This is a genomic window from Salmonella sp. NW722, assembly GCF_051702785.1.
Classification (GTDB): Bacteria; Pseudomonadota; Gammaproteobacteria; order Enterobacterales; family Enterobacteriaceae; genus Salmonella; species Salmonella enterica.
Window position 1 is genome coordinate 286,340 of sequence record NZ_JAMMIN010000005.1, and the last position, 25,610, is coordinate 311,949.

Annotated in this window: 25 protein-coding genes, 2 pseudogenes and 1 other annotated feature; of the genes and pseudogenes, 14 read left to right on the forward strand and 13 right to left on the reverse strand. The window is 53.7% G+C overall.

The annotated features are described in order from the left end of the window. Positions 1-3: 3 nt before the first annotated feature. From pduN to pduX, 10 genes are all read left to right on the forward strand, one after another. Positions 4-279, forward strand: a complete 276-nt coding sequence (pduN, locus tag NA330_RS14480; protein WP_000549825.1) for a propanediol utilization microcompartment protein PduN — start codon at positions 4-6, stop codon at positions 277-279. Between the two features lie 9 nt (positions 280-288). After that, the gene (gene pduO / locus NA330_RS14485) at positions 289-1,299 is read left to right on the forward strand and encodes a two-domain cob(I)yrinic acid a,c-diamide adenosyltransferase PduO (RefSeq protein WP_001029486.1); all 1,011 of its coding nucleotides are present in this window, start codon (positions 289-291) and stop codon (positions 1,297-1,299) included. After that, positions 1,296-2,690, forward strand: a complete 1,395-nt coding sequence (pduP, locus tag NA330_RS14490) for a CoA-acylating propionaldehyde dehydrogenase PduP (protein WP_023241998.1) — start codon at positions 1,296-1,298, stop codon at positions 2,688-2,690. Before pduO ends, pduP begins: the two co-directional genes overlap by 4 nt. Before the next feature lie 11 nt (positions 2,691-2,701). Next, positions 2,702-3,814, forward strand: a complete 1,113-nt coding sequence (gene pduQ, locus NA330_RS14495; RefSeq protein WP_023241999.1) for a 1-propanol dehydrogenase PduQ — start codon at positions 2,702-2,704, stop codon at positions 3,812-3,814. Continuing rightward, the gene (gene pduS, locus NA330_RS14500) at positions 3,811-5,166 is read left to right on the forward strand and encodes a cobalamin reductase PduS (RefSeq protein WP_023242000.1); all 1,356 of its coding nucleotides are present in this window, start codon (positions 3,811-3,813) and stop codon (positions 5,164-5,166) included. The genes pduQ and pduS overlap by 4 nt, the downstream gene beginning before the upstream one ends. Positions 5,167-5,168: 2 nt before the next feature. After that, positions 5,169-5,723, forward strand: a complete 555-nt coding sequence (gene pduT, locus NA330_RS14505; protein WP_000075772.1) for a propanediol utilization microcompartment protein PduT — start codon at positions 5,169-5,171, stop codon at positions 5,721-5,723. Next, on the forward strand, positions 5,723-6,073 hold the full coding sequence (pduU, locus tag NA330_RS14510; protein WP_000441100.1) for a propanediol utilization microcompartment protein PduU: 351 nt from the start codon (positions 5,723-5,725) through the stop codon (positions 6,071-6,073). The genes pduT and pduU overlap by 1 nt, the downstream gene beginning before the upstream one ends. A 4-nt stretch (positions 6,074-6,077) precedes the next feature. Beyond that, positions 6,078-6,530 carry a propanediol utilization protein PduV gene (gene pduV, locus NA330_RS14515; RefSeq protein WP_000826278.1) on the forward strand — a complete coding sequence of 151 codons (453 nt, stop codon included), beginning with the start codon at positions 6,078-6,080 and terminating at the stop codon, positions 6,528-6,530. Then, positions 6,515-7,729: a propanediol utilization propionate kinase PduW gene (gene pduW / locus NA330_RS14520; protein WP_000120647.1), complete on the forward strand. Its 1,215-nt coding sequence runs from the start codon at positions 6,515-6,517 to the stop codon at positions 7,727-7,729. Before pduV ends, pduW begins: the two co-directional genes overlap by 16 nt. A gap of 93 nt (positions 7,730-7,822) precedes the next feature. Then, positions 7,823-8,689, forward strand: a complete 867-nt coding sequence (gene pduX, locus NA330_RS14525; RefSeq protein ID WP_031608356.1) for an L-threonine kinase PduX — start codon at positions 7,823-7,825, stop codon at positions 8,687-8,689. A gap of 33 nt (positions 8,690-8,722) precedes the next feature. Here the strand turns inward: pduX and NA330_RS14530 are convergent, their stop codons facing one another. The 8 genes and pseudogenes from NA330_RS14530 to NA330_RS14565 all read right to left on the reverse strand — a co-directional run. After that, positions 8,723-9,058, reverse strand: coding sequence for a DUF496 family protein (locus NA330_RS14530; RefSeq protein WP_000450405.1), 336 nt, complete (start codon positions 9,056-9,058; stop codon positions 8,723-8,725). A 244-nt stretch (positions 9,059-9,302) separates the two neighbouring features. Next, positions 9,303-10,361 (reverse strand): FUSC family protein, encoded by a 1,059-nt coding sequence (locus NA330_RS14535; RefSeq protein ID WP_023137033.1) that lies wholly within the window; start codon positions 10,359-10,361, stop codon positions 9,303-9,305. 118 nt (positions 10,362-10,479) lie between these two features. Beyond that, positions 10,480-10,947, reverse strand: coding sequence for a DNA gyrase inhibitor SbmC (sbmC, locus tag NA330_RS14540; protein ID WP_000384326.1), 468 nt, complete (start codon positions 10,945-10,947; stop codon positions 10,480-10,482). A 150-nt stretch (positions 10,948-11,097) separates the two neighbouring features. After that, positions 11,098-12,270 (reverse strand): serine-type D-Ala-D-Ala carboxypeptidase DacD, encoded by a 1,173-nt coding sequence (gene dacD, locus NA330_RS14545; RefSeq protein ID WP_000925038.1) that lies wholly within the window; start codon positions 12,268-12,270, stop codon positions 11,098-11,100. Between the two features lie 123 nt (positions 12,271-12,393). After that, entirely contained in the window at positions 12,394-13,158 is a 765-nt protein-coding gene (gene phsC / locus NA330_RS14550) for a thiosulfate reductase cytochrome B subunit (protein WP_001092553.1), read from the reverse strand. Next, on the reverse strand, positions 13,155-13,733 hold the full coding sequence (gene phsB, locus NA330_RS14555) for a thiosulfate reductase electron transport protein PhsB (protein WP_001016236.1): 579 nt from the start codon (positions 13,731-13,733) through the stop codon (positions 13,155-13,157). The genes phsC and phsB overlap by 4 nt, the downstream gene beginning before the upstream one ends. A gap of 14 nt (positions 13,734-13,747) precedes the next feature. Beyond that, on the reverse strand, positions 13,748-16,024 hold the full coding sequence (gene phsA, locus NA330_RS14560) for a thiosulfate reductase PhsA (protein ID WP_001523462.1): 2,277 nt from the start codon (positions 16,022-16,024) through the stop codon (positions 13,748-13,750). A 259-nt stretch (positions 16,025-16,283) separates the two neighbouring features. Next, a pseudogene (locus NA330_RS14565) lies at positions 16,284-16,376 on the reverse strand (heavy metal-binding domain-containing protein); the annotation flags it as partial. Positions 16,377-16,642: 266 nt separating this feature from the next. Here NA330_RS14565 and sopA point away from each other — a divergent pair. Continuing rightward, positions 16,643-18,991, forward strand: coding sequence for an SPI-1 type III secretion system effector HECT-type E3 ubiquitin transferase SopA (gene sopA, locus NA330_RS14570; RefSeq protein WP_023242366.1), 2,349 nt, complete (start codon positions 16,643-16,645; stop codon positions 18,989-18,991). Positions 18,992-19,120: 129 nt separating this feature from the next. Here sopA and NA330_RS14575 read toward each other — a convergent pair. After that, positions 19,121-19,198, reverse strand: a pseudogene (locus NA330_RS14575) (hypothetical protein); the annotation flags it as partial. 135 nt (positions 19,199-19,333) lie between these two features. On the opposite strand from NA330_RS14575, the gene sbcB reads away from it, so the two are divergent. Further along, on the forward strand, positions 19,334-20,764 hold the full coding sequence (sbcB, locus tag NA330_RS14580) for an exodeoxyribonuclease I (RefSeq protein WP_000216702.1): 1,431 nt from the start codon (positions 19,334-19,336) through the stop codon (positions 20,762-20,764). A gap of 132 nt (positions 20,765-20,896) precedes the next feature. Here sbcB and plaP read toward each other — a convergent pair whose 3' ends face one another. From plaP to NA330_RS14600, 4 genes are all read right to left on the reverse strand, one after another. Beyond that, the gene (plaP, locus tag NA330_RS14585; protein ID WP_001519005.1) at positions 20,897-22,255 is read right to left on the reverse strand and encodes a putrescine/proton symporter PlaP; all 1,359 of its coding nucleotides are present in this window, start codon (positions 22,253-22,255) and stop codon (positions 20,897-20,899) included. After that, positions 22,245-22,307 (reverse strand): membrane protein YoeI, encoded by a 63-nt coding sequence (yoeI, locus tag NA330_RS14590; RefSeq protein ID WP_096335044.1) that lies wholly within the window; start codon positions 22,305-22,307, stop codon positions 22,245-22,247. The genes plaP and yoeI overlap by 11 nt, the downstream gene beginning before the upstream one ends. A gap of 233 nt (positions 22,308-22,540) precedes the next feature. Continuing rightward, the gene (locus NA330_RS14595; protein ID WP_000803316.1) at positions 22,541-23,455 is read right to left on the reverse strand and encodes a LysR family transcriptional regulator; all 915 of its coding nucleotides are present in this window, start codon (positions 23,453-23,455) and stop codon (positions 22,541-22,543) included. A gap of 45 nt (positions 23,456-23,500) precedes the next feature. Next, complete coding sequence (locus tag NA330_RS14600) at positions 23,501-24,325, reverse strand: SDR family oxidoreductase (protein WP_000754712.1); 825 nt, start codon at positions 24,323-24,325, stop codon at positions 23,501-23,503. 162 nt (positions 24,326-24,487) lie between these two features. On the opposite strand from NA330_RS14600, the gene hisL reads away from it, so the two are divergent. Further along, a complete protein-coding gene (gene hisL, locus NA330_RS14605; protein ID WP_001364200.1) occupies positions 24,488-24,538 on the forward strand; it encodes a his operon leader peptide in 51 nt (16 codons plus the stop codon). Then, positions 24,514-24,637 (forward strand) — a sequence feature (His leader region). It overlaps the preceding gene by 25 nt. 46 nt (positions 24,638-24,683) lie before the next feature. Next, positions 24,684-25,583 (forward strand): ATP phosphoribosyltransferase, encoded by a 900-nt coding sequence (gene hisG / locus NA330_RS14610; RefSeq protein ID WP_000886600.1) that lies wholly within the window; start codon positions 24,684-24,686, stop codon positions 25,581-25,583. Positions 25,584-25,610 lie beyond the last annotated feature (27 nt).

Genomic DNA, 25,610 nt, shown 5'->3' on the forward strand with positions numbered 1-25,610 from the left:
ATCATGCATCTGGCACGAGTCACGGGCGCGGTTGTCTCCACGCAAAAATCACCTTCTTTGATTGGGAAAAAGCTGCTGCTGGTGCGTCGGGTCAGCGCCGATGGCGAACTCCCCGCCTCGCCTACCTCCGGCGATGAAGTGGCCGTGGACTCCGTCGGCGCGGGCGTCGGCGAACTGGTTTTGCTCAGCGGCGGCTCCAGCGCCAGGCACGTTTTTTCCGGGCCAAATGAGGCCATCGACCTCGCCGTTGTCGGCATTGTAGATACGCTTTCGCGTTAAGGGGCGGTTATGGCGATTTATACCCGAACAGGTGACGCTGGCACCACATCACTGTTTACCGGCCAGCGGGTGAGCAAAACCCACCCGCGGGTTGAAGCCTACGGCACGCTGGATGAGCTGAACGCCGCGCTGAGCCTGTGCGCCTGCGCCGCTGCGGATGAAAATCACCGCACCTTACTCGAGGCCATCCAGCAGCAACTTTTTTGGTTTAGCGCAGAGCTGGCCAGCGACAGCGAGCAGCCGTCGCCCAAACAGCGCTACATCAGCAGCGAAGAGATTTCGGCTCTGGAAGCCGCTATCGATCGGGCAATGGCCCGCGTCGAACCGCTGCACAGCTTTATTTTACCCGGACGCTGCGAAGCCGCGAGCCGCTTACATTTTGCCCGCACGCTGGCGCGCCGCGCCGAACGCCGTCTGGTTGAACTGGCAACGGAAGTCAACGTACGCCAGGTGCTGATGCGCTACATCAACCGCTTATCGGACTGCCTGTACGCCCTGGCCCGCGCGGAAGATAGCGATGCGCACCAGGCCAACATCATCCGTGAAGTTAGCAAGCGCTATCTGGCTGCCAGCCAGCCGACCCGCAGCAAGGAGACAACGCCCGTGGCCCTCTCATTCCACGATCTGCACCAGCTTACCCGCGCCGCCGTTGAACGCGCGCAGCAACTGCAGGTTCCGGTAGTCGTCAGCATCGTTGACGCGCACGGTACGGAAACTGTGACCTGGCGGATGCCGGACGCCCTGCTGGTCAGCAGCGAACTGGCGCCGAAAAAGGCATGGACCGCAGTGGCAATGAAAACGGCGACCCATGAGCTGAGCGATGTTGTTCAGCCAGGCGCGGCGCTTTACGGTCTGGAAAGTCATTTACAGGGAAAAGTGGTCACCTTTGGCGGCGGTTACGCCCTGTGGCGCGACGGCATATTAATTGGGGGTCTTGGCATCAGCGGCGGCAGCGTTGAGCAGGACATGGACATAGCACAGACCGCCATCGCGGCTATTAACGTGGGAACTCATCAATGAATACTTCTGAACTCGAAACCCTGATTCGCACCATTCTTAGCGAGCAATTAATCACGTCGGCACAAACGCCGGCCCAGCCTCAGGGCAAAGGGATTTTCCAGTCCGTGAGCGAGGCCATCGATGCCGCGCATCAGGCGTTCTTACGTTATCAGCAGTGTCCGCTGAAAACCCGCAGCGCTATCATCAGCGCGATGCGTCAGGAGCTGACGCCGTTGCTGGCGACCCTGGCGGAAGAGAGCGCCAATGAAACGGGGATGGGCAACAAAGAAGACAAATTCCTCAAAAACAAGGCGGCGCTGGACAACACGCCGGGCGTAGAAGATCTCACCACCACCGCGCTGACCGGCGACGGCGGCATGGTGCTCTTTGAATACTCGCCGTTTGGCGTCATCGGTTCGGTCGCCCCAAGCACCAACCCGACGGAAACCATCATCAATAACAGCATCAGCATGTTGGCGGCGGGCAACAGCGTCTACTTTAGCCCGCATCCGGGGGCGAAAAAGGTCTCTCTGAAGCTGATTAGCTTGATTGAAGAGATTGCCTTCCGCTGCTGCGGCATCCGCAATCTGGTGGTGACCGTGGCTGAACCCACCTTCGAAGCGACCCAGCAGATGATGGCCCACCCGCGAATCGCGGTACTGGCTATTACCGGTGGCCCGGGCATTGTGGCAATGGGCATGAAGAGCGGTAAGAAGGTGATTGGCGCTGGCGCGGGTAACCCGCCCTGCATCGTCGATGAAACGGCAGACCTGGTGAAAGCGGCGGAAGATATCATTAACGGCGCGTCATTCGATTACAACCTGCCCTGCATTGCCGAGAAGAGCCTGATCGTAGTGGAGAGCGTCGCCGAGCGTCTGGTGCAGCAAATGCAAACCTTCGGTGCGCTGCTGCTAAGCCCTGCCGATACCGACAAAGTCCGCGCCGCCTGCCTGCCAGAAGGCCAGGCGAATAAAAAACTGGTCGGCAAGAGCCCATCGGCCATGCTGGAAGCCGCCGGGATCGCTGTCCCTGCAAAAGCACCGCGTCTGCTGATTGCGCTGGTTAACGCTGACGATCCGTGGGTCACCAGCGAACAGTTGATGCCGATGCTGCCGGTGGTAAAAGTCAGCGATTTCGATAGCGCGCTGGCGCTGGCCCTGAAGGTTGAAGAGGGGCTGCATCACACCGCCATTATGCACTCGCAGAACGTGTCGCGCCTGAACCTCGCGGCCCGCACCCTGCAAACCTCGATATTCGTCAAAAACGGCCCCTCTTATGCCGGGATCGGCGTCGGCGGCGAAGGCTTTACCACCTTTACTATTGCCACGCCAACCGGTGAAGGGACCACGTCAGCGCGTACTTTTGCCCGCTCCCGGCGCTGCGTACTGACCAACGGCTTTTCTATTCGCTAACCGAGGTCGCGATGAATACCTTCTCACTACAAACGCGGTTGTACAGCGGTCAGGGCAGCCTGGCGGTGCTCAAGCGCTTTATCAATAAGCACATCTGGATAATCTGCGATGGCTTTCTGGCTCGCTCTCCGCTGCTGGATACCCTGCGTAACGCGCTGCCCGCAGATAACCGCATCAGCGTCTTTAGCGAGATAACGCCGGACCCCACCATCCACACAGTGGTTCAGGGCATTGCGCAAATGCAGGCTCTGCAACCGCAGGTGGTGATCGGTTTTGGCGGCGGCTCGGCAATGGACGCGGCGAAAGCGATTGTCTGGTTTAGCCAGCAGAGCGGGATCAACATCGAAACCTGCGTGGCGATCCCGACCACCAGCGGCACCGGTTCGGAAGTGACCAGCGCCTGCGTAATTAGCGACCCGGATAAAGGCATCAAGTACCCGCTGTTCAACAATGCGCTGTATCCGGATATGGCGATCCTTGACCCGGAATTGGTGGTCAGCGTACCGCCGCAGATTACCGCCAACACCGGTATGGACGTGCTGACCCACGCCCTGGAGGCCTGGGTGTCACCGCACGCCAGCGACTTTACCGACGCACTGGCGGAAAAAGCCGCCAAACTGGTGTTCCAGTATCTGCCCACGGCGGTGGAAAAAGGCGACTGCGTAGCGACGCGCGGGAAAATGCACAATGCCTCAACGCTCGCCGGGATGGCCTTCAGCCAGGCGGGACTGGGTCTTAACCACGCGATAGCTCACCAGCTCGGCGGACAGTTCCATCTGCCGCACGGGCTGGCCAATGCGCTGCTGCTCACGACGGTGATCCGCTTTAACGCGGGTGACCCGCGCGCCGCCAAACGCTACGCGCGGATGGCCAAAGCCTGCGGCTTTTGCCCGGCAGAAGCCAATGACGTTGCGGCGATCAATGCGCTGATTCAGCAAATCGAACTGCTTAAGCAACGCTGTGCCCTTCCCTCACTGGCCGTTGCGCTTAAAGAAGGAAGATCCGACTTTTCCGCACGCATTCCGGCGATGGTGCAGGCTGCGCTGGCTGACGTTACGCTGCGCACTAACCCGCGCCCGGCCAATGCCGAAGCCATTCGGGAACTGCTGGAGGAACTGCTATGAGTACCACCGTCAACGTCGTTGAAATGTCTTATAGCGCTGATGAAATTCGCGAGCGCGTTCGCGCAGCGGGCGTTGTCGGCGCGGGCGGCGCAGGTTTTCCCGCTCACGTCAAACTACAGGCGCAGGTAGAGATTTTTCTGGTGAACGCCGCCGAGTGTGAACCGATGCTCAAAGTTGACCAGCAACTGATGTGGCAGCAGGCCGCGCGTCTTGTTCGCGGCGTGCAGTACGCGATGACGGCAACCGGCGCGCGCGAAGGGGTGATAGCCCTGAAAGAAAAATATCGCCGGGCCATCGACGCCCTCACCCCGCAGCTGCCAGACGGTATCCGCCTGCATATCCTGCCGGATGTATATCCCGCGGGCGATGAGGTGCTGACTATCTGGATGGCAACCGGCCGCCGGGTCGCCCCGGCTGCGCTACCGGCCAGCGTCGGCGTGGTCGTCAATAACGTGCAAACGGTGCTGAATATTGCCCGGGCGGTCGAGCAGCAGTTTCCGGTCACTCGTCGCACGTTGACCGTGAACGGCGCGGTCGCCAGACCGTTGACCGTTACCGTTCCTATCGGCATGTCACTGCATGAAGTGCTGGCGCTGGCGGGCGGCGCAACGGTCGACGACCCTGGTTTTATTAACGGCGGCCCGATGATGGGTGGCCTGATTACCTCTCTTGATAACCCGGTGACGAAAACTACCGGCGGCCTGCTGGTGCTCCCCAAAAGCCATCTGCTTATCCAGCGGAGAATGCAGGACGAGCGCACGGTGCTTTCCGTCGCGCGCACCGTCTGCGAACAGTGCCGACTGTGTACCGATCTCTGCCCACGGCATCTGATCGGCCACGAACTCTCTCCGCACCTGCTGGTGCGGGCGGTGAACTTTCACCAGGCGGCCACGCCGCAGCTGCTGCTGAGCGCCCTTACCTGCTCGGAATGCAACGTTTGTGAAAGCGTGGCCTGCCCGGTGGGGATCTCGCCGATGCGCATCAACCGCATGTTAAAACGCGAGCTGCGGGCGCAAAACCAGCGCTACGTAGGGCCGCTGAACCCGGCCGACGAAATGGCGAAATATCGCCTGGTGCCGGTGAAGCGGCTGATCGCCAAACTGGGACTAAGCCCCTGGTACCAGGAAGCGCCGCTGGTTGAAGAAGAGCCGTCAGTAGAAAAAGTCACTTTGCAGCTGCGCCAGCATATTGGTGCCAGCGCAGTACCGACTGTTGCCGTCGGCGAGCGCGTGACGCGCGGGCAATGCGTTGCCGATGTCCCGCCTGGCGCGCTCGGCGCACCCATTCACGCCAGCATCGACGGCGTTGTATCGGCCATCAGCGAACAGGCCATCACGGTTGTAAGAGGTTAACCATGTCTCAGGCTATAGGAATTTTAGAACTCACCAGCATCGCCAAAGGCATGGAGCTTGGTGATGCCATGCTGAAAAGCGCCAACGTCGATCTACTGGTCAGCAAGACCATCTGCCCAGGTAAGTTTTTACTGATGCTGGGCGGCGATATCGGCGCTATCCAGCAGGCCATTGAAACCGGTACGTCGCAGGCCGGCGAGATGCTCGTCGACAGCCTGGTGCTGGCAAATATTCATCCCAGCGTACTTCCGGCCATCAGCGGCCTGAACAGCGTCGATAAGCGTCAGGCGGTCGGCATCGTCGAAACCTGGAGCGTGGCGGCCTGCATTAGCGCCGCAGACCGGGCGGTGAAAGGCTCAAACGTCACCCTGGTGCGGGTGCATATGGCCTTCGGTATCGGCGGTAAATGCTACATGGTGGTGGCGGGCGACGTTTCTGACGTCAATAACGCCGTGACGGTTGCCAGCGAAAGCGCGGGCGAGAAAGGGTTGCTGGTTTACCGCTCGGTGATCCCGCGCCCGCATGAAGCCATGTGGCGACAGATGGTGGAGGGATAATGGAAAGACAACCGACAACGGATCGCATGATTCAGGAATACGTGCCGGGGAAACAGGTCACTCTCGCGCACCTGATTGCTAATCCAGGGAAAGATCTCTTTAAGAAGCTGGGCCTGCCGGATGCAGTGTCCGCCATTGGCATCCTTACCATCACGCCGAGCGAAGCGTCGATTATCGCCTGCGATATCGCCACCAAATCCGGCGCGGTGGAAATTGGTTTTCTTGACCGATTTACCGGTGCCGTGGTGCTGACCGGCGACGTTTCTGCTGTGGAATATGCCCTCAAGCAGGTAACGCGCACGCTGGGCGAAATGATGCAGTTCACCACCTGTTCGATCACCCGGACGTAACGTCATGAAGCGTTTGATGTTTATCGGCCCCAGCCAGTGCGGGAAAACCTCGCTAACCCAAAGCCTGCGCGGCGAAGCGCTCCATTATAAGAAAACCCAGGCCATTGAATGGTCGCCGATGGCCATCGACACGCCGGGCGAGTACCTGGAGAACCGCTGCCTGTATAGCGCCCTGCTAACCAGCGCCTGCGAGGCCGACGTTATCGCCCTGGTGTTAAATGCCGACGCCCAGTGGTCGCCCTTTTCTCCGGGGTTTACCGCCCCGATGAACCGCCCGACGATTGGCCTGGTCACCAAGGCCGATCTCGCCGAGCCGCAGCGTATTTCGCTGGTTGCGGAATGGCTTACGCAGGCTGGCGCCCGGCAGATTTTTATTACCAGCGCGCTGAATAACTCGGGTCTCGACGCCGTGCTGGATTTTCTGAATTCGAAGGAACCTTTATGTCTTACAAAATAATGGCCATTAACGCCGGTAGCTCATCGTTAAAGTTCCAGCTGCTGGAGATGCCGCAGGGCGACATGCTCTGCCAGGGGCTGATTGAGCGTATTGGAATGGCGGATGCGCAGGTGACAATTAAGACGCACAGCCAAAAATGGCAGGAAACCGTCCCCGTTGCCGATCATCGCGATGCGGTAACGCTGCTTCTGGAAAAGCTGCTGGGTTATCAAATCATTAACAGTCTGCGGGACATTGACGGGGTGGGCCATCGTGTGGCGCACGGCGGTGAGTTTTTTAAAGACTCGACGCTGGTCACGGATGAAACGTTAGCGCAAATCGAACGTCTTGCCGAACTGGCCCCGCTTCACAACCCGGTAAACGCGTTGGGTATTCACGTTTTTCGTCAACTGTTGCCTGATGCCCCTTCCGTAGCCGTGTTTGATACGGCATTTCACCAGACGCTGGATGAACCCGCCTATATTTACCCGCTTCCCTGGCATTATTACGCGGAACTGGGGATTCGCCGTTATGGCTTTCATGGCACCAGCCATAAGTATGTCAGCGGCGTTCTGGCGGAAAAGCTGGGCGTACCACTCAGCGCATTACGGGTGATTTGTTGTCATCTTGGAAATGGTAGCAGCATCTGCGCCATCAAGAACGGGCGTTCGGTCAATACGTCGATGGGCTTTACGCCGCAGTCAGGCGTGATGATGGGCACCCGTAGCGGAGATATTGATCCCTCTATTCTGCCGTGGATAGCCCAGCGCGAAAGCAAAACGCCGCAACAGTTGAATCAGTTATTAAATAATGAGTCAGGCTTGCTGGGCGTTTCTGGCGTGTCGTCTGATTACCGCGATGTCGAACAGGCAGCCAATACCGGTAACCGGCAGGCTAAACTCGCTCTCACTCTGTTTGCCGAACGCATTCGCGCCACCATTGGCAGCTATATTATGCAAATGGGAGGACTGGATGCGCTGGTATTCACTGGGGGAATTGGCGAGAACTCAGCGCGCGCCAGATCGGCGGTTTGCCATAATTTGCAATTTTTAGGCTTAGCCGTTGATGAAGAGAAAAATCAGCGTAATGCGACATTTATCCAGACGGAGAACGCCCTGGTGAAAGTCGCCGTCATCAACACCAACGAAGAGTTAATGATCGCACAAGACGTTATGCGCATTGCGCTACCGGCCACGGAAGGGCTTTGTGTACCAGCCTGAGAGGGTTATACGACGCATTGCGGCAAGTCATGGTAATAACGCTTTTACCATGACACTATGCGCGCACACTATTCGTACCTGAAAGGTGATAACGTGGCTGTTGCGCAATGCCCCGCCTCATGCGGGGAACTTATCCAGGGATGGATTCTGGGCAGTGAGAAACTGGTCTCCTGCCCCGTTGACTGGTACAGCACCGTAGCAGTCACGGCTGCGCCGCCGTTGGTCAACGAGCGCCCATTGTCGCGGGCGATGGTGGAGCGCGTTCTGGCGCACTGGCAGTATCCTGCGCACTGGAGTAACGAGATTCGCGTCGATGTACGTTCGTCAATTCCCGTTGCCAAAGGCATGGCCAGCAGCACCGCAGATATTGCCGCTACGGCAGTGGCAACGGCGCATCATCTTGGCCATTCGCTGGATGAAACTACCCTTGCACAGCTTTGCGTCTCAATCGAACCCACTGATAGCACCGTTTTTCATCATTTAACGCTGTTTGATCATAATAATGCGGCCACGCAAATCGCCTGCGAGCCACCGCCGCCAATCGATTTGCTGGTACTGGAAAGCCCGGTCACACTGCGCACGCAAGATTACCACCGTCTCCCTCGCCAGCAGAAATTAATAGCAAGTTCAGCAACCTTGCAGCAGGCCTGGAATCTGGTGCAGGAAGCCTGTATAACACAAAATCCGCTCCGACTGGGTGAGGCGGCTACGCTTAGCGCTATCGCCAGCCAGACGCTGTTACCTAAGCCGGGCTTTACCGCCCTGCTGTCGCTGGTCGAAGAGTGTGATTTATACGGATTGAACGTGGCGCATAGCGGTAGCGTGGTGGGTCTGATGCTGGACCGGAAACGTCATGATATTGCGCGCCTGAAAGGTAAGCTGGCAGAGAAAAAACTTACCCGACACTGGCCAAAACAACATTTACTCAAGATGGTCACAGGCGGGGTCAAACTGCAGTGAGAGCCTGATATACGCTCCCACTGCCGTAGCGCATTATTCGGCTTTTACATCGGCGTGTTTCATTTCGCCCATCGCTTTCAGCTTTTTGGAAATGTCGCGACGCTCTTTGGATATTTCGGCATTTTTAATGATGTAGTCATCAACGCGATCTTCATAGTCGCTTTTCATACTGGCGATGATACCCTGAATCGCCTCAACGCTCATACCTGGCTTGATGTAGTCGCTCAGGTTGTCCAGCAGCAGCACACGCTTCTGGTTGTCACGGATCTTCTTCTCAATGTCCTGAATTTCACGTTGCAGTTTATTTTTGCGACGGAACAGACGAACAAACTCCAGCACGTCCTGGAAAGAAGGCTTGGTTGTTTCCATTTTTACACCCCTGATAATGTGAGATTCGGATTCGTTAAGCAACTGCTAGTGGATAAACATTACGTTTATCCCCGTCATACTTCAAGCCGCCAGAGGAAACACCGTTACGTCGCCGTCTGGGGAAACCTGAAGGTTCGGAGATAAAATCGTTGCCAGTAGCACTCATTTTATCCTTATATTAGTATCATACTCTTAATCTTTGCTGAATCGAAGCAGCAACAAATTCATTCGCCCCATCTGCTTTTTATTTGCGCAAAGCCCGGCAGATCAAATGCGAAAGCAGTTCCAACTGTCGGGCCGTTTCCATACTTAGCCAAACATAGCCGTGGATGGGGGTTTCAGCCACCGCGTCGCCCTGCTGCTCGTTCATTAGCTGCCGCAACTCGGCAGCAATATCATTCAGTTTACCGGTATTTGCCAGTACCGGCTGCGGGTTGCCTTCATACAACGCGTGGGCGATCGTTAGCAAGGTTTGCTGCGTCATCTGCTGGGTTTCACGCAATGTGTGCGCGTTAAGCATCACAAAATGGCTGGCGCGCGTCGCCCAGTGGGCATTGATTTGTAATTCAAGCATACAAACCAGATTGCGGTTGATGGTCTGAATGGCCTCGAAAATAGATTTTTGTATCCGGGTTTCTTTACTGGCGGGCGTTATCAGCCCGCGCATTTTGACGACATCGTTCAGCAATCGTTGCAAATGTTTATCCAACCGGGGGCGCTCCAGCAAATTCGGCGACAGCGCTGCCTGATACACCCGATTATACGCCGTGACGCAATGCGCCAGTTGGATGCGCCAGTGCAAAAAGGCGCGCTGGGGCCAGATGCCGGTAAACAACATTGCCAGTAGCGACCCCAAAATCACATCCCCGCCACGCCATAATGCCGTATTCATATCACCAGCAGGAGCGCCGACAACAACGGCGAGCGTTATGCCTATCAGTAGCGCCTGATACGGTTTTTTCCCTAATGCCAGCCAGCCGCACAAAAACATCGCTATCGCACACCACACCAGCATCAGCGGTAAGGAAAAGAGCTCCAGGCGTAGCGCCACCAGCCCTAACGCCGCGCCCAAAATCGTACCGCCTATGCGCTCAAAAGCACGAGGCACTACATTTCCCCAGAATGAGATGGGCCCCATAATCACCACTAACGTGATTAGCGGCCATGTGCCCTCGGGAATAGAAAACAGACGAACCAGCAGAAAGGTAAGAATGAACGCCAGGGCGATACGTATGCCATGCACGATGCGATAATGACGGTACAACCGTATTTCAAAAGGGCTTAATGACTTATCGGCACGCACGCTTGCGCTCCTTACGGGAATAGCAAAAAATGCATTGTACCTGCTTTATAGCAAAAATAGCGCACTGGCGGACGGAACACATTATCCGTCCGCTCTTTTCAGCCAGGAAACCAGTCGATCACTTCCGCTGTACCGGAATATACATTTCAATATCCCAGTATCCATCTTCCATACCGTTATTCAGATAGGTTTCAAAACAGGGCGCAGAGGCTATCTGATAAGCGCTATCCTGCTCCAGGACGTCAAAAAACCGTTCCCACGGCTTCGCAAAGTCACGGTCTTCCACTCGCGCGACAGCAGTGGCATATTCGCCGCCTTCAATGGCGGTCACGATTACGCCTTCACTATTGTCCGGCAGGATGAAATTCTCTGCCACGGACACCACGGTATCGCAGCGGAGTTTTTCTGCAGGTACGACATCTGGATTGTCGTAATAGACGGCAATCCATTCAACTGGCACGATCCGCTGTCGATCCACCCACGTCATCAGTTGTTCAAAACCCTGCTTCACGGTGTGTTCCCATGGACCGACCATGTGGAAACCGGCTATCTTGCGTTTTTGTTCCTGCCTGATTTCGTAATCCATGCTGCCTCCGTCACTTTACCATACTGTATGAATGTACAGTATAATTACAGCATTTTACGGTCACAAGGACAGCGTGATCATTTTGTGAGCAACCTCGCAATCCTGCCCTTTTGACACCTCAGATGACGGTGAACGGTATGTGACAACGGCTTACGCTTTATGCTGAAAATAGTCGCTCAGACGAGAGAACATACCGCCTTTACCCACCGATTCCAGAGTGACCAGCGGCCACTGAGCGATCAGTTTATCCCGATCGTAGAGCTCTATTTCACCTACCTGTTGATGAGCGGCGATTGGCGCCTCCAGCTCTTTTCTATCCAGCACATATTTTGCTTTGATATGCGGAATTTCCGCTTTAGGCAGCGCCATCCAGAAATCCTGTTCCGTACCCAGCGCAATCTTTTCTTTGTCTCCATACCAGATTCGCTCGCTGCCCACTTTTTTACCGCTGTGCAAAATCTGCACCGTCGCAAAGTTTTGCAGGCCCCACTGCAACAGTTTTCGCGCCTGTTCTTCACGGCCTTTCGAACTTTTCGCTCCCATCACAACAGCGATAAGTCGACGCTGCCCGTCCACCGCCGATGCGATAAGATTAAATCCCGCCCCCGATGTGTGTCCGGTTTTAAGCCCATCAATATGCATGGTCTTATCCCATAACAAGCCGTTGCGGTTCTGCTGCGTGATGCCGTTCCAGGTCAGGCTTTTCTCGCTGTACATGTGATAAAATTCAGGTTCGCCGTGAATAATCGCCCGGGAGAGTACAGCCAGGTCATACGCGGAGCTATGTTGTCCCGGCGCATCCAGACCGTGGACGGTTTCAAAATGGGTATCCTGCAAATTGAGTTTTTTCACATAGCTGTTCATCATCGCCACAAACTGCGGCTGCCCGCCCGCGATATAATCCGCCAGCGCCACACAAGCATCGTTACCGGAATCCACAATTAAGCCACGGCTTAAATCACGCACCGACACGCGATCCCCTTCTTTTAAAAACATCAACGAGGAGCCGACAAACACCGGATTATCCTTCGCCCAGGCGTCGCGCCCAACGGTGACGATATCGTCAGGGCTGATACGATGACTATCGATGGCGCGATCGACGACGTAGCCCGTCATTAGCTTGGTAAGGCTGGCAGGATTACGTTGCTGGTGTTCATTACCGGCGGTAAGAACCTGTCCCGTAGTGTAATCCATCAACACCCAGGCGCCTGCATCAATGGCTGGCGGTTGGGGAGCAAAACTTACGGCATCGGCCGCAAGCGCAGGAGAAAGGTGCATCGCGAATAAAGAAGCGGCAATAAACAAACGGCGTTTCAACAGCATGTCCTCAGGATGGTCTCTATTTGCCGTTCTTTTTACGGAAGTTCAGTTAAACAAACATGGATAAATTGCAAGAAAATGTGACACAAGGCACATTTTCTTGCTGATATTATTTTATGGATACGCTCAGACGGCGGACTTATCCCCGCGCGGCGCGGTACGATGACGATGATAGCCGTCAACCATGCTACGGAAAATTTGTCCCGGCGTGTCGCCAAGAGTACACAGATAGAGATGCGCGCAAATAAACAGTAAGCCGATGATAGCAAGCGCCATATGCAGCACCAGCATCACAGGGCCCAGACCCGCAACCTGCGGATAGAGACACAGCAAACCGGTGATGATTAACAGCGGTACCAGCGCGTACATAATCGCCAGATATGCCAGTTGTTGCAGTGGATTGAACTTATTCTGCTCTGTTGCCGCGAACGGATGCGCTTCCCCTTTCATAATGCCAAAAAGGTAAAAACGCGTCTGGCGTATGCAGCGCGTTACCAGTCCGGAAAAATTTACCCGATAGTGACGCCCGTTACCTGTGGTGAGGTTGATCAGCACAAACCCGACCCAGAAAGCCAGTAGGGCAAAACCACACCAGGTATGCACTTGTACCATTAGCGCTACAGGGCCGAGAGAAAAATGACCAAATAAACCGCTTAACAGTAATAAAACAAACAGTAACGCATTTCCCCAATGCCAACGGCGAATCGCCAGCGAGTAGAGATAGTCACGATGCTCTTCGCCGCCCGCCGTTTTTGGCGCCAGCATCCGGCGCAATAACGCATGGATAACCAGCCCAACAAGCATGAGCAGCACCACGACGCCTGCGTAAATTAACCACAGCGGCCAATAATCTGGCGCATAATGTAGTTCCGCTCCCCAGATAGTATTCATGCTTTACCCTCCTGATGGACTTCTTTACGACGGTACAGACTGACCGCGCCGCTACGCGCTTCCTGCTGGCGATAGACCTCTTTCTGACCGACCCAGCGCTGGATCTCGCTCTCATCCAGTCTGCCGAATTTCAGCGCGTCCGTTGGGCAAACGGATACGCACGCCGGAGACTGGCCAGCCGCCAACCGCGTGTCGGCACAGAAGTTACACTTGTCGGCGACACCGGTTTGCGGATTCAAATAGCGCACATGGAAAGGACACGCGGCAACACAATAATCGCAGCCAATACAGCGCGATTTATCCACCTGCACGATCCCGTTTTCATCACGATATGACGCTCCGGTAGGACAAACGCTGACACATGGCGCATTTTCACAGTGCTGACAGGAGACGCGGACAAATTGAAAATGGGTTAGTGCGTTGGATGCCTGTTCAGGGGCGCGAATTTGTACCTGTACGCGGCTAAATCCCTCCGGTACGTCATTAAGCACTTTGCAGGCAACGGTACACGCCTGGCAGCCGATACAACGTTTTTCATCATGCAGCATGACGTACTGATTCGTTAAATGATTCATGGTTCCCTCCTCCCTCATGCCCGGCTCAGTGTCACGCCTGCGGTATGCACTACCGTACCGGATACCGGACTCGTCACGTGCGGCAGTAAATTTCCGCAGTGGATACCGTGTGTCGTCGCCGCCGTTTTGGCCCCAGCTTTAGCGCCAAATCCCATATAGACAAAAAGCGTGTCCGGGCGGATTCCGGGCGTCACCAGCGCCTTACCTTTCTCTTTACCCGTAGCATTTTCCAGCCAGATCTCATCGCCGGTCTTAATGCCTTTTTCTTGCGCCGTTTGCGGATGGACCCAGACCGCGTTATCCCACATTAGCTCGCTGAGTAAAGGTACGTACTGCGTCGCGCCATTGGTATGCACGGCCACCTTGCCCTGAATGAAGTAAAGCTCATTCTCTTTTTTAAGCGCAAAGTCACGAACGCGCGGAACGCCGTAGCCTGGGAGCAATTCCTCCAGGGTTGCGGAATAAAGTTCGATTTTGCCGGAGGGCGATTTGAAGCGAAGCTGTTCGCCATAGGTGTTGTCGCTGTCCGTCGCGATAGCGCCGGGGTAACGCGCCGTAAACTGGCGAACGGATTCTGGTTCGCGTAATAGCAGCGGAACGCCCCATTCGAGATACCCTTTCTGTCGCAGTTCCTTCGCTAAGGCATGGTCGCCGTTCAACTGATAGAGTTGGCGCGTCTGCATATCCTGCCACGGATAGTACTGCCCTAATCCCAACTGCTCGCCAAGTTCTTTCCAGATTTGCCAACTCGGACGCGCCTCGCCAATCGGCTCTACGACCTGTTGGCGCAGAGCGTAAGCCGGGTGCAGTCCCGACATATCCGATACCTCTTCGTCCCGTTCGAGATAGGTGCATTCCGGCAGCAGATAGTCGGCATACGCCGCGCTCTCGCTCAAATAGACATCGCAACTGACCACCAGATCCAGTTGCTCAACGGTTTTTACCAGGTCCGAACGACAGGTGACGGTCTGGAAAGGATTATGCCGCGACATAATCCACGCCTTTATCGGGTAAGGCTTCTGGGTTAACACCGCGTCAATAATGCTTTGCACCACGCCGCCGCCAGCGGCGATATATTTAAACTGCGGTGCGACCAAATCGATGCGTTGCGCCGTCGGTTTCGGCATATTTTTAATGTTGAGTTTCGCCAGCGTTGGCGCGACCTTTTCTCCGGCCAGTTTATTGTAAACAGACGCGTTTTTTTTCTGATATAGCCCGCCTTCGCGCTCAATATTACCGAGCAGCACATTAAGCGTAAAAATCATACGCCGCATATCGATCTCTTCCTGCGAGAACGTCGCGCGATGACCAGGACTGACAATAGCGTGAGGCGCGCAGGCGGCCAGTTCGCGTGTCACCCGGACAATAACGTCGGCTGGGACATCGGCCTGCGCGGCGGCCCATTCCGGCGTCGTCTCTTTTACCGCCTGTGCTAACTGTTCAAATCCGCTGGTATAACGCTCAACAAAAGACGCATCGTAGAGTTGTTCATCAATCATGACGTGGCACATCGCCAGCAGAACCGCTAAATCCCCCCCGGGACGAATAGCGTGCCACTCATCCGCCTTGCTGGAAAATATCGACAGACGCGGATCGAAGCTCACCATTTTGGCCCCCTTCTCCTGCGCGGTCATTAACTCATGGGTATCGGCAACTTCAATCCCTTCATACAAATTGTGGCCAAACGAAACCAGATAGCGCGTGTTAGCGATATCCATCGCCAGATCGCCGCCCATCATCACTTTTGCCGCAATGGCTTTCCCGGCAGGGCATGTTGAGGCGTGCGTAAAGGTATTAGGCGAACCAAAGGCCGTAGCCAGATGGAAAAGATGGCTGGAGAGCGAGCCCGATTTGGAAGAGAAAGCCACGCTCTCGGGGCCATGCTGCGCTTTGATGGCATTCATTTTCGCCGCGATTTCCTGGTAAGCCTGCTGCCAGCTAATCACCTGCCATTCACCGTCACCGCGTGGCCCGGTGCGTTTCATAGGTTTTACAATCCGTTGCGGGTCATTGACCAGGCTGACGCCGCTCCCGCCCCTGGCGCATATGCGCGTCCCCTGCTGCGGCGCAGAAGGATTGCCCTGGATAAAAACGGTCTTGTTATTGACTACCTGCGCCTGAATAGGGCAACGAAAGGAACACATTTCGCACAAGCTTGGCGTTAGCGTGGTTTTACCGTTAATGCCGGCAATCGGGTTGCGCGCCAGCGCCCCGGGCGGAAAAGCGCCCAGCGCGCAGGCAGAGCAGCCGATGCCCACCCCCTGCAAAAAAGAACGACGACTAATGCTCATATAACCTCCTGTTATTAGATATAGCTGAAGATTATATTTAATTTGTATTATGAAATGTCGGCTTCAATCACAATTTGAAATAGTTGTTAAAATGAACACGCCAACACGATAAAACCTTTTATTTTATAAATATTTTACATTTCCTGAACACGCACATGGACTGTCATTGAATAATCAGCAGAATTACCAAACAACCCGCTGTTAATTATAAAAATGATACAATTCCAATAACACGTAATAATATTTAAAAGAAAACGATTATTTCCTGAAAAGCGATTTCACGCGCTTTACGCAGTTCTTTCTCATACGCGCCGGAATGTCCGCCGACGATATCCCGAATGCCGGTGAAAAACGCTGGTTGAGCATCGAAGCGGGTTTACTTTTGCGTGCACACGGGCTTCGTTACCCGACCCGCTCCCTTATGCCTTGATTTTTCCGCAGATACGTCAGCGTCCCACAATACGGTGACATGATGACAGGATGGACACTTTCTGAAAGAAACCTGCCAGATAACATGGTGAATTGTGATCTCCATCGCCATACCGACATATGAAGCTTACTTTTAAGGCGTTAAAAATCCAGACCGTTTTTCCATAATGATGTTGATAAGGAATTCTAATGAAGATATCATCAGGCGCAATTAATTTTTCTACTATTCCTAACCAGGTTAAAAAATTAATTACCTCTATTCGTGAACATACGAAAAACGGGTTCGCCTCAAAAATAACCAGTGTTAAAAACACGCATGCTTCTTTAAATGAAAAACTTAAAACAGGAAAGAGCTCATCGATTGAGTTCGCGTTACCACAAAAAATAAAAGACTTCTTTCAGCCGAAAGATAAAAACACCTTAAACAAAACATTGATTACTGTTAAAAATATTAAAGATACAAATAATGCAGGTAAGAAAAATATTTCAGCAGAAGATGTCTCAAAAATGAATGCAGCATTCATGCGTAAGCATATTGCAAATCAAACATGTGATTATAATTACAGAGTGACAGGTGCGGCCCCGCTCCCCGGTGGAGTCTCTGTATCAGCCAATAACAGGCCCACGGTTTCTGAAGGTAGAACACCACCAGTATCACCCTCCCTCTCACTTCAGGCTACGTCTTCCCCGTCATCACCTGCCGAATGGGCTAAGAAACTCACGGATGCACTTTTACGACAGAAAGCCGGAGAAACCCTTACGGCCGCAGATCGCGATTTTTCAAACGCAGATTTCCGTAATATTACATTCAGCAAAATATTGCCCACCAGCTTCATGGAGCGAGACGGCGATATTATTAAGGGGTTCAACTTTTCAAATTCAAAATTTACTTATTCTGATATATCTCATTTACATTTTGACGAATGCCGATTCACTTATTCGACACTGAGTGATGTAGTCTGCAGTAATACAAAATTTAGTAATTCAGACATGAATGAACTGACTTTACAGTATTCAATTACTACACGACAACAGCCCTCTTTTATTAATACAACATTAAAAAATACGTTTATACGTCACAAAGCCAACCTCTCTGGCGTTATTTTAAATGAACCGGATAATTCATCACCTCCGTCAGTGTCAGGGGGCGGAAATTTTATTCGTCTAGGTGATATCTGGCTGCAAATGCCACTCCTTTGGAGTGAGAACGCTGTGGATGGATTTTTAAATCATGAGCACAATAATGGTAAAAGTATTCTGATGACCATTGACAGCCTGCCCGATAAATACAGTCAGGAAAAAGTCCGGGCAATGGAAGACCTGGTGAAGTCATTGCGGGGTGGCCGCTTAACAGAGGCATGTATCCGGCCAGTTGAAAGTTCGCTGGTAAGCGTACTGGCCCACCCCCCCTATACGCAAAGTGCGCTTATCAGCGAGTGGCTCGGGCCTGTTCAGGAACGTTTTTTTGCCCACCAGTGCCAGACCTATAATGACGTTCCCCTGCCGGCTCCTGACACATATTATCAGCAGCGCATACTGCCTGTGTTGCTGGATTCGTTTGACAGGAACAGCGCCGCCATGACTACTCACAGCGGACTCTTTAATCAGGTGATTTTACACTGTATGACAGGCGTGGACTGCACTGATGGCACCCGCCAGAAAGCTGCAGCGCTTTATGAACAGTATCTTGCTCACCCGGCGGTGTCTCCCCACATCCATAATGGGCTCTTCGGCAATTATGACGGCAGCCCGGACTGGACAACCCGCGCTGCAGATAATTTCCTGCTGCTTTCCTCCCAGGATTCAGACACGGCGATGATGCTCTCCACTGACACGCTGTTAACAATGCTAAACCCTACTCCTGACACTGCATGGGACAACTTTTACCTGCTGCGAGCCGGAGAGAACGTTTCCACCGCGCAAATCTCTCCGGTAGAGTTATTCCGTCATGACTTTCCGGTGTTTCTCGCCGCATTTAATCAGCAGGCCACGCAGCGACGCTTTGGGGAGCTGATTGATATCATCCTCAGCACTGAAGAGCACGGGGAGCTGAACCAGCAGTTTATTGCCGCCACGAACCAGAAACATTCCACCGTGAAGTTGATTGATGATGCCTCAGTGTCGCGTCTGGCCACCATTTTTGACCCCTTGCTTCCTGAAGGCAAACTCAGCCCGGCACACTACCAGCACATCCTCAGTGCTTATCACCTGACGGACGCCACCCCACAGAAGCAGGCGGAAATCCTGTTCTGTCTCAGTACCGCATTCGCACGCTATTCCTCCAGCGCCATTTTCGGCACTGAGCATGACTCTCCGCCGGCCCTGAGAGGCTATGCGGAGGCGCTGATGCAAAAAGCCTGGGAGCTGTCTCCGGCGATATTCCCATCCAGCGAACAGTTTACCGAGTGGTCCGACCGTTTTCACGGCCTCCATGGCGCCTTTACCTGTACCAGCGTTGTGGCGGATAGTATGCAACGTCATGCCAGAAAATATTTCCCGAGTGTTCTGTCATCCATCCTGCCACTGGCCTGGGCGTAGTCCAGCCTCAACCCGCATGGAATTAAGGGACACAGCGTTGTGTCCCTTTGTAAATAGACCCGTTTTAGTCCATGCATTTTTTGAGCTCCCGGCCAGATTGACCCTGGCCTAAATTCCATACAGTACTAAATCAGAATCAGTAATTTCAGATGGACCGGAATATGGTTTACCATAGAGGGAGCGTAGCTTAGTGTCGCTGATGATCATTTTAGTATTTTGTACTCACCATCGCATGTACGAACATTAGCAACGATATCAATTGGTGTACAAATACAATCAATCAACGACAAAATAAAAGAATAAAATATTTCATATACAGATAACATCAGGCGTGTACATCAAGTGACAGTTAAAAACGACAGCATACAGAGCACATTCCTCTTCCACGATTACGAAACCTTCGGTACGCATCCGGCCCTCGACAGACCTGCGCAATTCGCCGCGCTCCGTACGGATAACGACTTCAACGTTATTGGCGAGCCGGAGGTGTTTTACTGCAAACCCGCCGATGATTATCTACCGCAGCCCGGCGCGGTGCTGATTACCGGCATCACGCCGCAGGAAGCGCGTGAGAAAGGAGAAAACGAAGCCGCTTTCGCCAGACGCATTCATGCGCTGTTTACCGTTCCTAAAACCTGCGTTGTGGGCTACAACAATGTACGTTTTGATGATGAAGTCACGCGCAATATTTTTTATCGCAACTTTTACGATCCCTACGCCTGGAGCTGGCAGCATGATAATTCACGTTGGGATCTATTGGATGTCATGCGCGCCTGTTATGCGCTGCGCCCGGAGGGAATTAACTGGCCGGAAAACGACGACGGCCTGCCCAGCTTTCGTCTGGAACATTTAACCCAGGCGAACGGGATCGAACACAGCAACGCGCATGATGCAATGGCGGATGTCTACGCCACTATTGCGATGGCGCAACTGGTGAAAACACGCCAGCCGCGGCTGTTTGATTATCTTTATAGCCACCGCAGTAAACATAAACTGGCGGCGCTGATTGACGTTCCGCAAATGAAGCCGCTGGTGCATGTCTCCGGCATGTTTGGCGCGTGGCGCGGTAATACAAGCTGGGTCGCGCCGCTGGCGTGGCATCCTGAAAACCGTAACGCGGTGATCATGGTCGATTTAGCAGGCGATATTTCTCCTCTTCTTGAGCTGGACAGCGACACCCTTCGCGAGCGGCTTTATACGGCCAAAGCCGATCTTGGCGATCACGTCGCAGTGCCGGTAAAGCTGGTGCATATCAATAAATGTCCGGTACTGGCGCAGGCGAATACCTTGCGCCCGGAGGATGCCGACCGACTGGGAATTAACCGCCAGCATTGCCTGGATAACCTGAAAGTGTTGCGTGAAAACCCGCAGGTCCGCGACAAAGTGGTGGCGATTTTTGCCGAAGCCGAACCTTTTGCCGCCTCGGATAACGTTGATGCCCAGCTTTATGATGGTTTTTTCAGCGATGCCGATCGCGCAGCCATGAAAATCGTACTCGAAACCGAGCCGCGTAACCTGCCCGCGCTGGATATTACTTTTGTCGATAAGCGCATTGAGAAGCTGCTGTTTAATTACCGCGCACGCAATTTTCCCGGTACGCTGGATGACGCAGAGCAGCAGCGCTGGCTGGAGCATCGCCGTCAGGTGCTGACGCCGGAGTTTTTACAACAGTATGCCAATGAATTGCAGATGCTTTCTCAGCAGTATGCGGAAGATAAAACAAAGCTGGGGTTGCTGAAATCACTGTGGCAGTACGCAACCGAGATTGTGTAATTGACCAATGCCTGACGGACATTGTTAATCCAGAGCGGATAAAGAGTGACGCCACCATCCGGTAAACATGCTGGATGACAAAAAAACCGGAGGCACTGCCTCCGGTTTTACTATTGCCGATAATACGTGCGATTACGCGACGTCTTCGTACTGTGGAACCGGGTTGCGGAAGCTTTTAGTTACGCACGCCAGATAAATCAGCCCGATACCCGCCCAGATCAGGCCCAGTACCATTGAGCTCTCTTCCAGGTTAACCCACAACGCACCAACCGTGAGCGCGCCGCACATCGGCAGGAACAGATACTGGAAGTGATCTTTCAACGTTTTATTACGCTTCTCACGGATCCAGAACTGCGAAATCACCGACAGGTTAACAAAGGTAAACGCGACCAGCGCACCAAAGTTAATCAGCGCCGTCGCCATCACCAGGTCAAAATTAATCGCCAGCAGCGCGATCGCCCCGACCAGGATGATGTTCATCGCTGGCGTACGCCATTTCGGATGAACGTAACCGAAGAAGCTTTTCGGGAATACGCCGTCGCGCCCCATTACGTACATCAGGCGCGCTACGCCTGCATGCGCTGCCATACCGGAAGCCAGCACGGTGATAGTAGAGAAGATCAGCGCGCCCACCTGGAAGGTTTTACCCGCCACGTACAGCATGATTTCCGGCTGAGACGCATCCGGATCTTTAAAGCGAGAGATATCCGGGAAGTACAATTGCAGGAAATAGGTTGCAAAGATGAAGATCAGGCCGCCAATCAGCGCGGTCAGGAAAATCGCACGCGGGATCACGCGTTCAGCATCTTTGGTCTCTTCCGACAGGTTACTGATGCCGTCAAAGCCAGTAAAGGAGAAGCACAGGATCGTCGCTCCCGTAATCATCGGGATAACGTGCGCATCGCCGGACCAGAACGGACGGGTGCTCGCCAGCGTACCGGCGCCTTCGCCTTCAAATACGCCATAAACCACCATGCCCAGAATGACCGCAATCAGCACTACCTGTAGCACCACAATCACGGTGTTGAAGTTAGCGACTGATTTGAGGCTGCGCAGGTTAAAGGCCGTCATAAAGGCCACCAGCGCCACGACAAACACCCATGACGGAATGGAGGGCACCAGCGCTTCAAAATAAATTTTCGCCAACAGAATGTTGATCATCGGCGCGAACAGATAATCGAGCAGAGAAGACCAACCCACCATAAAGCCAACGGTCGGGCTGATGGATTTCTGGGCATAGGTGTACGCCGAACCCGCGGAAGGATAGCGACGCACCAGTTTCCCGTAGCTCAACGCCGTAAACAGAATCGCGATTAACGCGAATGCATACGCCGTCGGTACGTGACCGTCAGTGAGGCCTGAAACGATACCAAATGTATCGAACAGCGTCATCGGCTGCATATAGGCAAGACCCATCATTACAACCGGAACTAACGTAAGCGTTTTACGTAATTCCACGCGAGAGGTGTTTGGAGTAACGTTATGCGACATGGTCATTCTCCTTTACGGCGAATGCCGTCGCGTAAGCAAAAAATTGCCCCATTTTCTGGATTCCTCAGCGACAACAACTGTCGATTTTTAAGTAAGTATCTATCCGGTACGAAGCCCGGCCTCTTGGTATTGAATGATGTGTTTGAAGCAAAAAAATAACCGACGCGTATTAAAACGTCGGTTAGTGTCATTTTTTGCAAGCGGCGTATTCTGCCCTAAATTGAAGTGAAATGACAAGAGAATGCGAGCGCGTTCAAAAAATTATTTTTCATAAGCGATTGATTTTTAAACCGGCGATTTTGCATACACCCCAGCAATAGCATTATTTGCTAAAATTTCATCCCGCCACCAGCCGCTGGCCAGCCCGGCGGTCTGTTCATTCCAGCCAACCCACACCGGTTCATAGACGATTTGCGCTACAACTTTCTTCTCTATAAGCGCGCCGCTTTCCAAAAATCGCTGCGCCAGATAACGCGGTAAATAGCCGCATCCCAGGCCGCTAATTTGCAGCTCCAGCTTGGTTTTAAAATCAAACACGGTAATCGCTTCCTGAGCGTCGAGCAGTTCAGACCCTATTGATCGCGAGGAATGGACGCTATCGCCAACCACAATCGCGCGAAAACGTTTGATCGTCTGGCGGCTAAGCGGTTCCTCTTCATGAACCAGCGGATGATGCGGGGCGACAGCAAACACCAGTTCAAGATCGCCCAGTCTTGCAAAGCCAAAGCCGGTGTCAGGCGGCGGCGCGCGCATGGCGCCAACGATGATATCCGCCCTTCCCTGCGTCAGCGTCTCCCATGAACCGCCGAGAACGCCATTGACAAATTTAAGGCGCGTCACGCTGTGGCGTTGATAAAAAGCGTCGATAAGCGGGGCCAGAAGAGAAAAGGGAAAGGTATCATCCACACCGATGACCAGTTCGTTCTCCCAGCCTTCATGCAGTTTAATCGCCTGCTTTTCCAGCTCGCGAACGGTGTGCAGCACTTCACGGCCTTTTTCCAGTAGCATCTTACCGGTTCGCGTAAATCGCGCGCGATGCCCGCTACGGTCGAGCAGTTGGATATTAAGATCGTTTTCCAGCTTATGAACGGTATAACTGAGGGCGGACGGCGTTTTGAATAATTTTGCCGACGCCGCCGCGAAGCTGCCTTCTTTTTCTAACGCATCAAGAATAATCAGAACGTCCAGCAGTGGTTTCATACTCGTCCCCTTGCGCTATATGGCGACCACCTGCTGGACAGCGACTCACTCCATCGGCATCACCAGCGGATCGGGATATTGATATTCAAATCCCAGCTCATTACAAATCCGGCTACCGTCGATAATCTTCCCTTTGCCGTTGTCCGGTGCGTCACGAAAATGCGGCGGCGCCATTCCCAGCAAGCGCGTCATTTGCGGATAAAACACGTTGCGGGCTGGATGCGCCGGCGCACATATATTATAGATGTGCCCTCCTTTCGGCGCCTGTAGCAAGAGGGTAATTGCGCCAACCACGTCTTCAAGATGCACCAGATTGACCCCGTGTTGACCATCCGGCGCGGTTTTTCCGGCAAAGAAACGACCGGGATGGCGTCCAGGCCCGACCAACCCCGCCAGCCGCAGAATATCTACTGACGTGCCCGGCAGATTATGCAGCCAATCTTCCAGTTCCTTCAGGGTACGCCCGCTGGCCGTGACCGGATTACGCGGCGTATTCTCTTTCACCACGCCTTGCGCATCGCCGTAAACAGACGTCGAACTGGTAAAAATAATACGCGGGATACGATAAGCCAGCGCGCTGTCGACCAGCTCCTGCATCGCCTGCAGATAAAAATCCTCTCCCGGACCGCTACGGCGCGCGGGCAGTGTTATCACCAGCGCATCGACATCCAGCAGAGCGTCAAGATCGTCCGCCTCACAGACCAGCTCCGGCTCCAGACGCAGCGGATAGCTTTCAATTCCACTCATACGGGCCGCTTCCACCCCGTCAAGGGTGGTTTTGCTGCCGGTAACCTGCCAGCCTCTCGCTGCCAGCGACATTGCCAGCGGCATGCCTAACCAACCTAAACCGACAATTGCGACCTTTTTCATCCATTTTCTCCTGACTTTAACGCCTTATACATAAGGCTACGCCAGCCCGCCGTGACTGACAATTCATACTATAAATGCGAAATGAAAAAAGCGCTTGCTTTAAGGCGTAAAAGTGGTTTAGGTTAAAAGGTATCAAATGAATAAGCATTCATCGGAATTTTTATGACACGCGTTCAATTTAAACACCACCATCATCACCATCATCCTGACTAGTCTTTCAGGCGATGTGTGCTGGAAGACATTCAGATCTTCCAGTGGTGCATGAACGCATGAGAAAGCCCCCGGAAGATCATCTTCCGGGGGCTTTTTTTTGGCGCGCGATACAGACCGGTTCAGACAGGATAAAGAGGAACGCAGAATGTTAGACAACACCCGCTTACGCATAGCTATTCAGAAATCAGGCCGTTTAAGCGATGATTCACGAGAATTGCTGGCCCGCTGCGGCATAAAAATTAATTTACACACTCAGCGCCTGATTGCGATGGCGGAAAACATGCCGATTGATATCCTGCGCGTGCGTGATGATGACATTCCGGGTCTGGTGATGGATGGCGTGGTCGATCTCGGCATTATCGGCGAGAACGTGCTGGAAGAAGAGCTACTCAACCGCCGCGCGCAGGGCGAAGATCCGCGCTATTTTACCCTGCGCCGTCTTGACTTCGGCGGCTGCCGTTTATCGCTGGCAACGCCGGTTGACGAAGCCTGGGACGGCCCGGCCGCGCTGGACGGTAAACGTATCGCTACCTCTTATCCGCACCTCCTCAAACGCTACCTCGACCAGAAAGGCGTCTCTTTTAAATCGTGTCTGTTAAATGGTTCTGTCGAAGTCGCGCCGCGCGCGGGGCTGGCCGATGCTATCTGCGATTTGGTCTCTACCGGCGCGACGCTTGAAGCTAACGGCCTGCGTGAAGTCGAAGTTATCTACCGCTCTAAAGCCTGTCTGATTCAGCGCGACGGTGAGATGGCACAGAGCAAGCAACAGCTGATCGATAAATTGCTGACCCGTATTCAGGGCGTGATTCAGGCGCGCGAATCGAAATACATCATGATGCACGCGCCAAGTGAACGCCTGGAAGAGGTTATCGCCCTGCTGCCAGGCGCTGAAAGGCCGACAATTCTGCCGCTGGCGGGCGAGCAACAGCGCGTGGCGATGCACATGGTCAGCAGCGAAACGTTGTTCTGGGAAACCATGGAGAAACTGAAAGCGCTTGGCGCCAGCTCGATTCTGGTACTGCCGATCGAGAAGATGATGGAGTGATCTGACGCCTGATGGCGCTGCGCTTAT

Excerpts from the sequence above, each read along its gene's own strand:
- pduN (WP_000549825.1), top strand. The coding sequence starts at position 4 with ATGCATCTGGCACGAGTCACGGGCGCGGTTGTCTCCACGCAAAAATCA.
- pduP (WP_023241998.1), top strand. The coding sequence starts at position 1,296 with ATGAATACTTCTGAACTCGAAACCCTGATTCGCACCATTCTTAGCGAG.
- pduT (WP_000075772.1), top strand. The coding sequence starts at position 5,169 with ATGTCTCAGGCTATAGGAATTTTAGAACTCACCAGCATCGCCAAAGGC.
- dacD (WP_000925038.1), bottom strand. The coding sequence starts at position 12,270 with ATGCTGTTGAAACGCCGTTTGTTTATTGCCGCTTCTTTATTCGCGATG.
- plaP (WP_001519005.1), bottom strand. The coding sequence starts at position 22,255 with ATGTCGCATAACGTTACTCCAAACACCTCTCGCGTGGAATTACGTAAA.
- NA330_RS14530 (WP_000450405.1), bottom strand. The coding sequence starts at position 9,058 with ATGGAAACAACCAAGCCTTCTTTCCAGGACGTGCTGGAGTTTGTTCGT.
- pduO (WP_001029486.1), top strand. The coding sequence starts at position 289 with ATGGCGATTTATACCCGAACAGGTGACGCTGGCACCACATCACTGTTT.
- pduS (WP_023242000.1), top strand. The coding sequence starts at position 3,811 with ATGAGTACCACCGTCAACGTCGTTGAAATGTCTTATAGCGCTGATGAA.
- NA330_RS14595 (WP_000803316.1), bottom strand. The coding sequence starts at position 23,455 with ATGAAACCACTGCTGGACGTTCTGATTATTCTTGATGCGTTAGAAAAA.
- sopA (WP_023242366.1), top strand. The coding sequence starts at position 16,643 with ATGAAGATATCATCAGGCGCAATTAATTTTTCTACTATTCCTAACCAG.
- NA330_RS14600 (WP_000754712.1), bottom strand. The coding sequence starts at position 24,325 with ATGAAAAAGGTCGCAATTGTCGGTTTAGGTTGGTTAGGCATGCCGCTG.
- hisG (WP_000886600.1), top strand. The coding sequence starts at position 24,684 with ATGTTAGACAACACCCGCTTACGCATAGCTATTCAGAAATCAGGCCGT.
- pduQ (WP_023241999.1), top strand. The coding sequence starts at position 2,702 with ATGAATACCTTCTCACTACAAACGCGGTTGTACAGCGGTCAGGGCAGC.
- pduW (WP_000120647.1), top strand. The coding sequence starts at position 6,515 with ATGTCTTACAAAATAATGGCCATTAACGCCGGTAGCTCATCGTTAAAG.
- pduV (WP_000826278.1), top strand. The coding sequence starts at position 6,078 with ATGAAGCGTTTGATGTTTATCGGCCCCAGCCAGTGCGGGAAAACCTCG.
- pduU (WP_000441100.1), top strand. The coding sequence starts at position 5,723 with ATGGAAAGACAACCGACAACGGATCGCATGATTCAGGAATACGTGCCG.
- sbmC (WP_000384326.1), bottom strand. The coding sequence starts at position 10,947 with ATGGATTACGAAATCAGGCAGGAACAAAAACGCAAGATAGCCGGTTTC.
- phsB (WP_001016236.1), bottom strand. The coding sequence starts at position 13,733 with ATGAATCATTTAACGAATCAGTACGTCATGCTGCATGATGAAAAACGT.
- phsC (WP_001092553.1), bottom strand. The coding sequence starts at position 13,158 with ATGAATACTATCTGGGGAGCGGAACTACATTATGCGCCAGATTATTGG.
- phsA (WP_001523462.1), bottom strand. The coding sequence starts at position 16,024 with ATGAGCATTAGTCGTCGTTCTTTTTTGCAGGGGGTGGGCATCGGCTGC.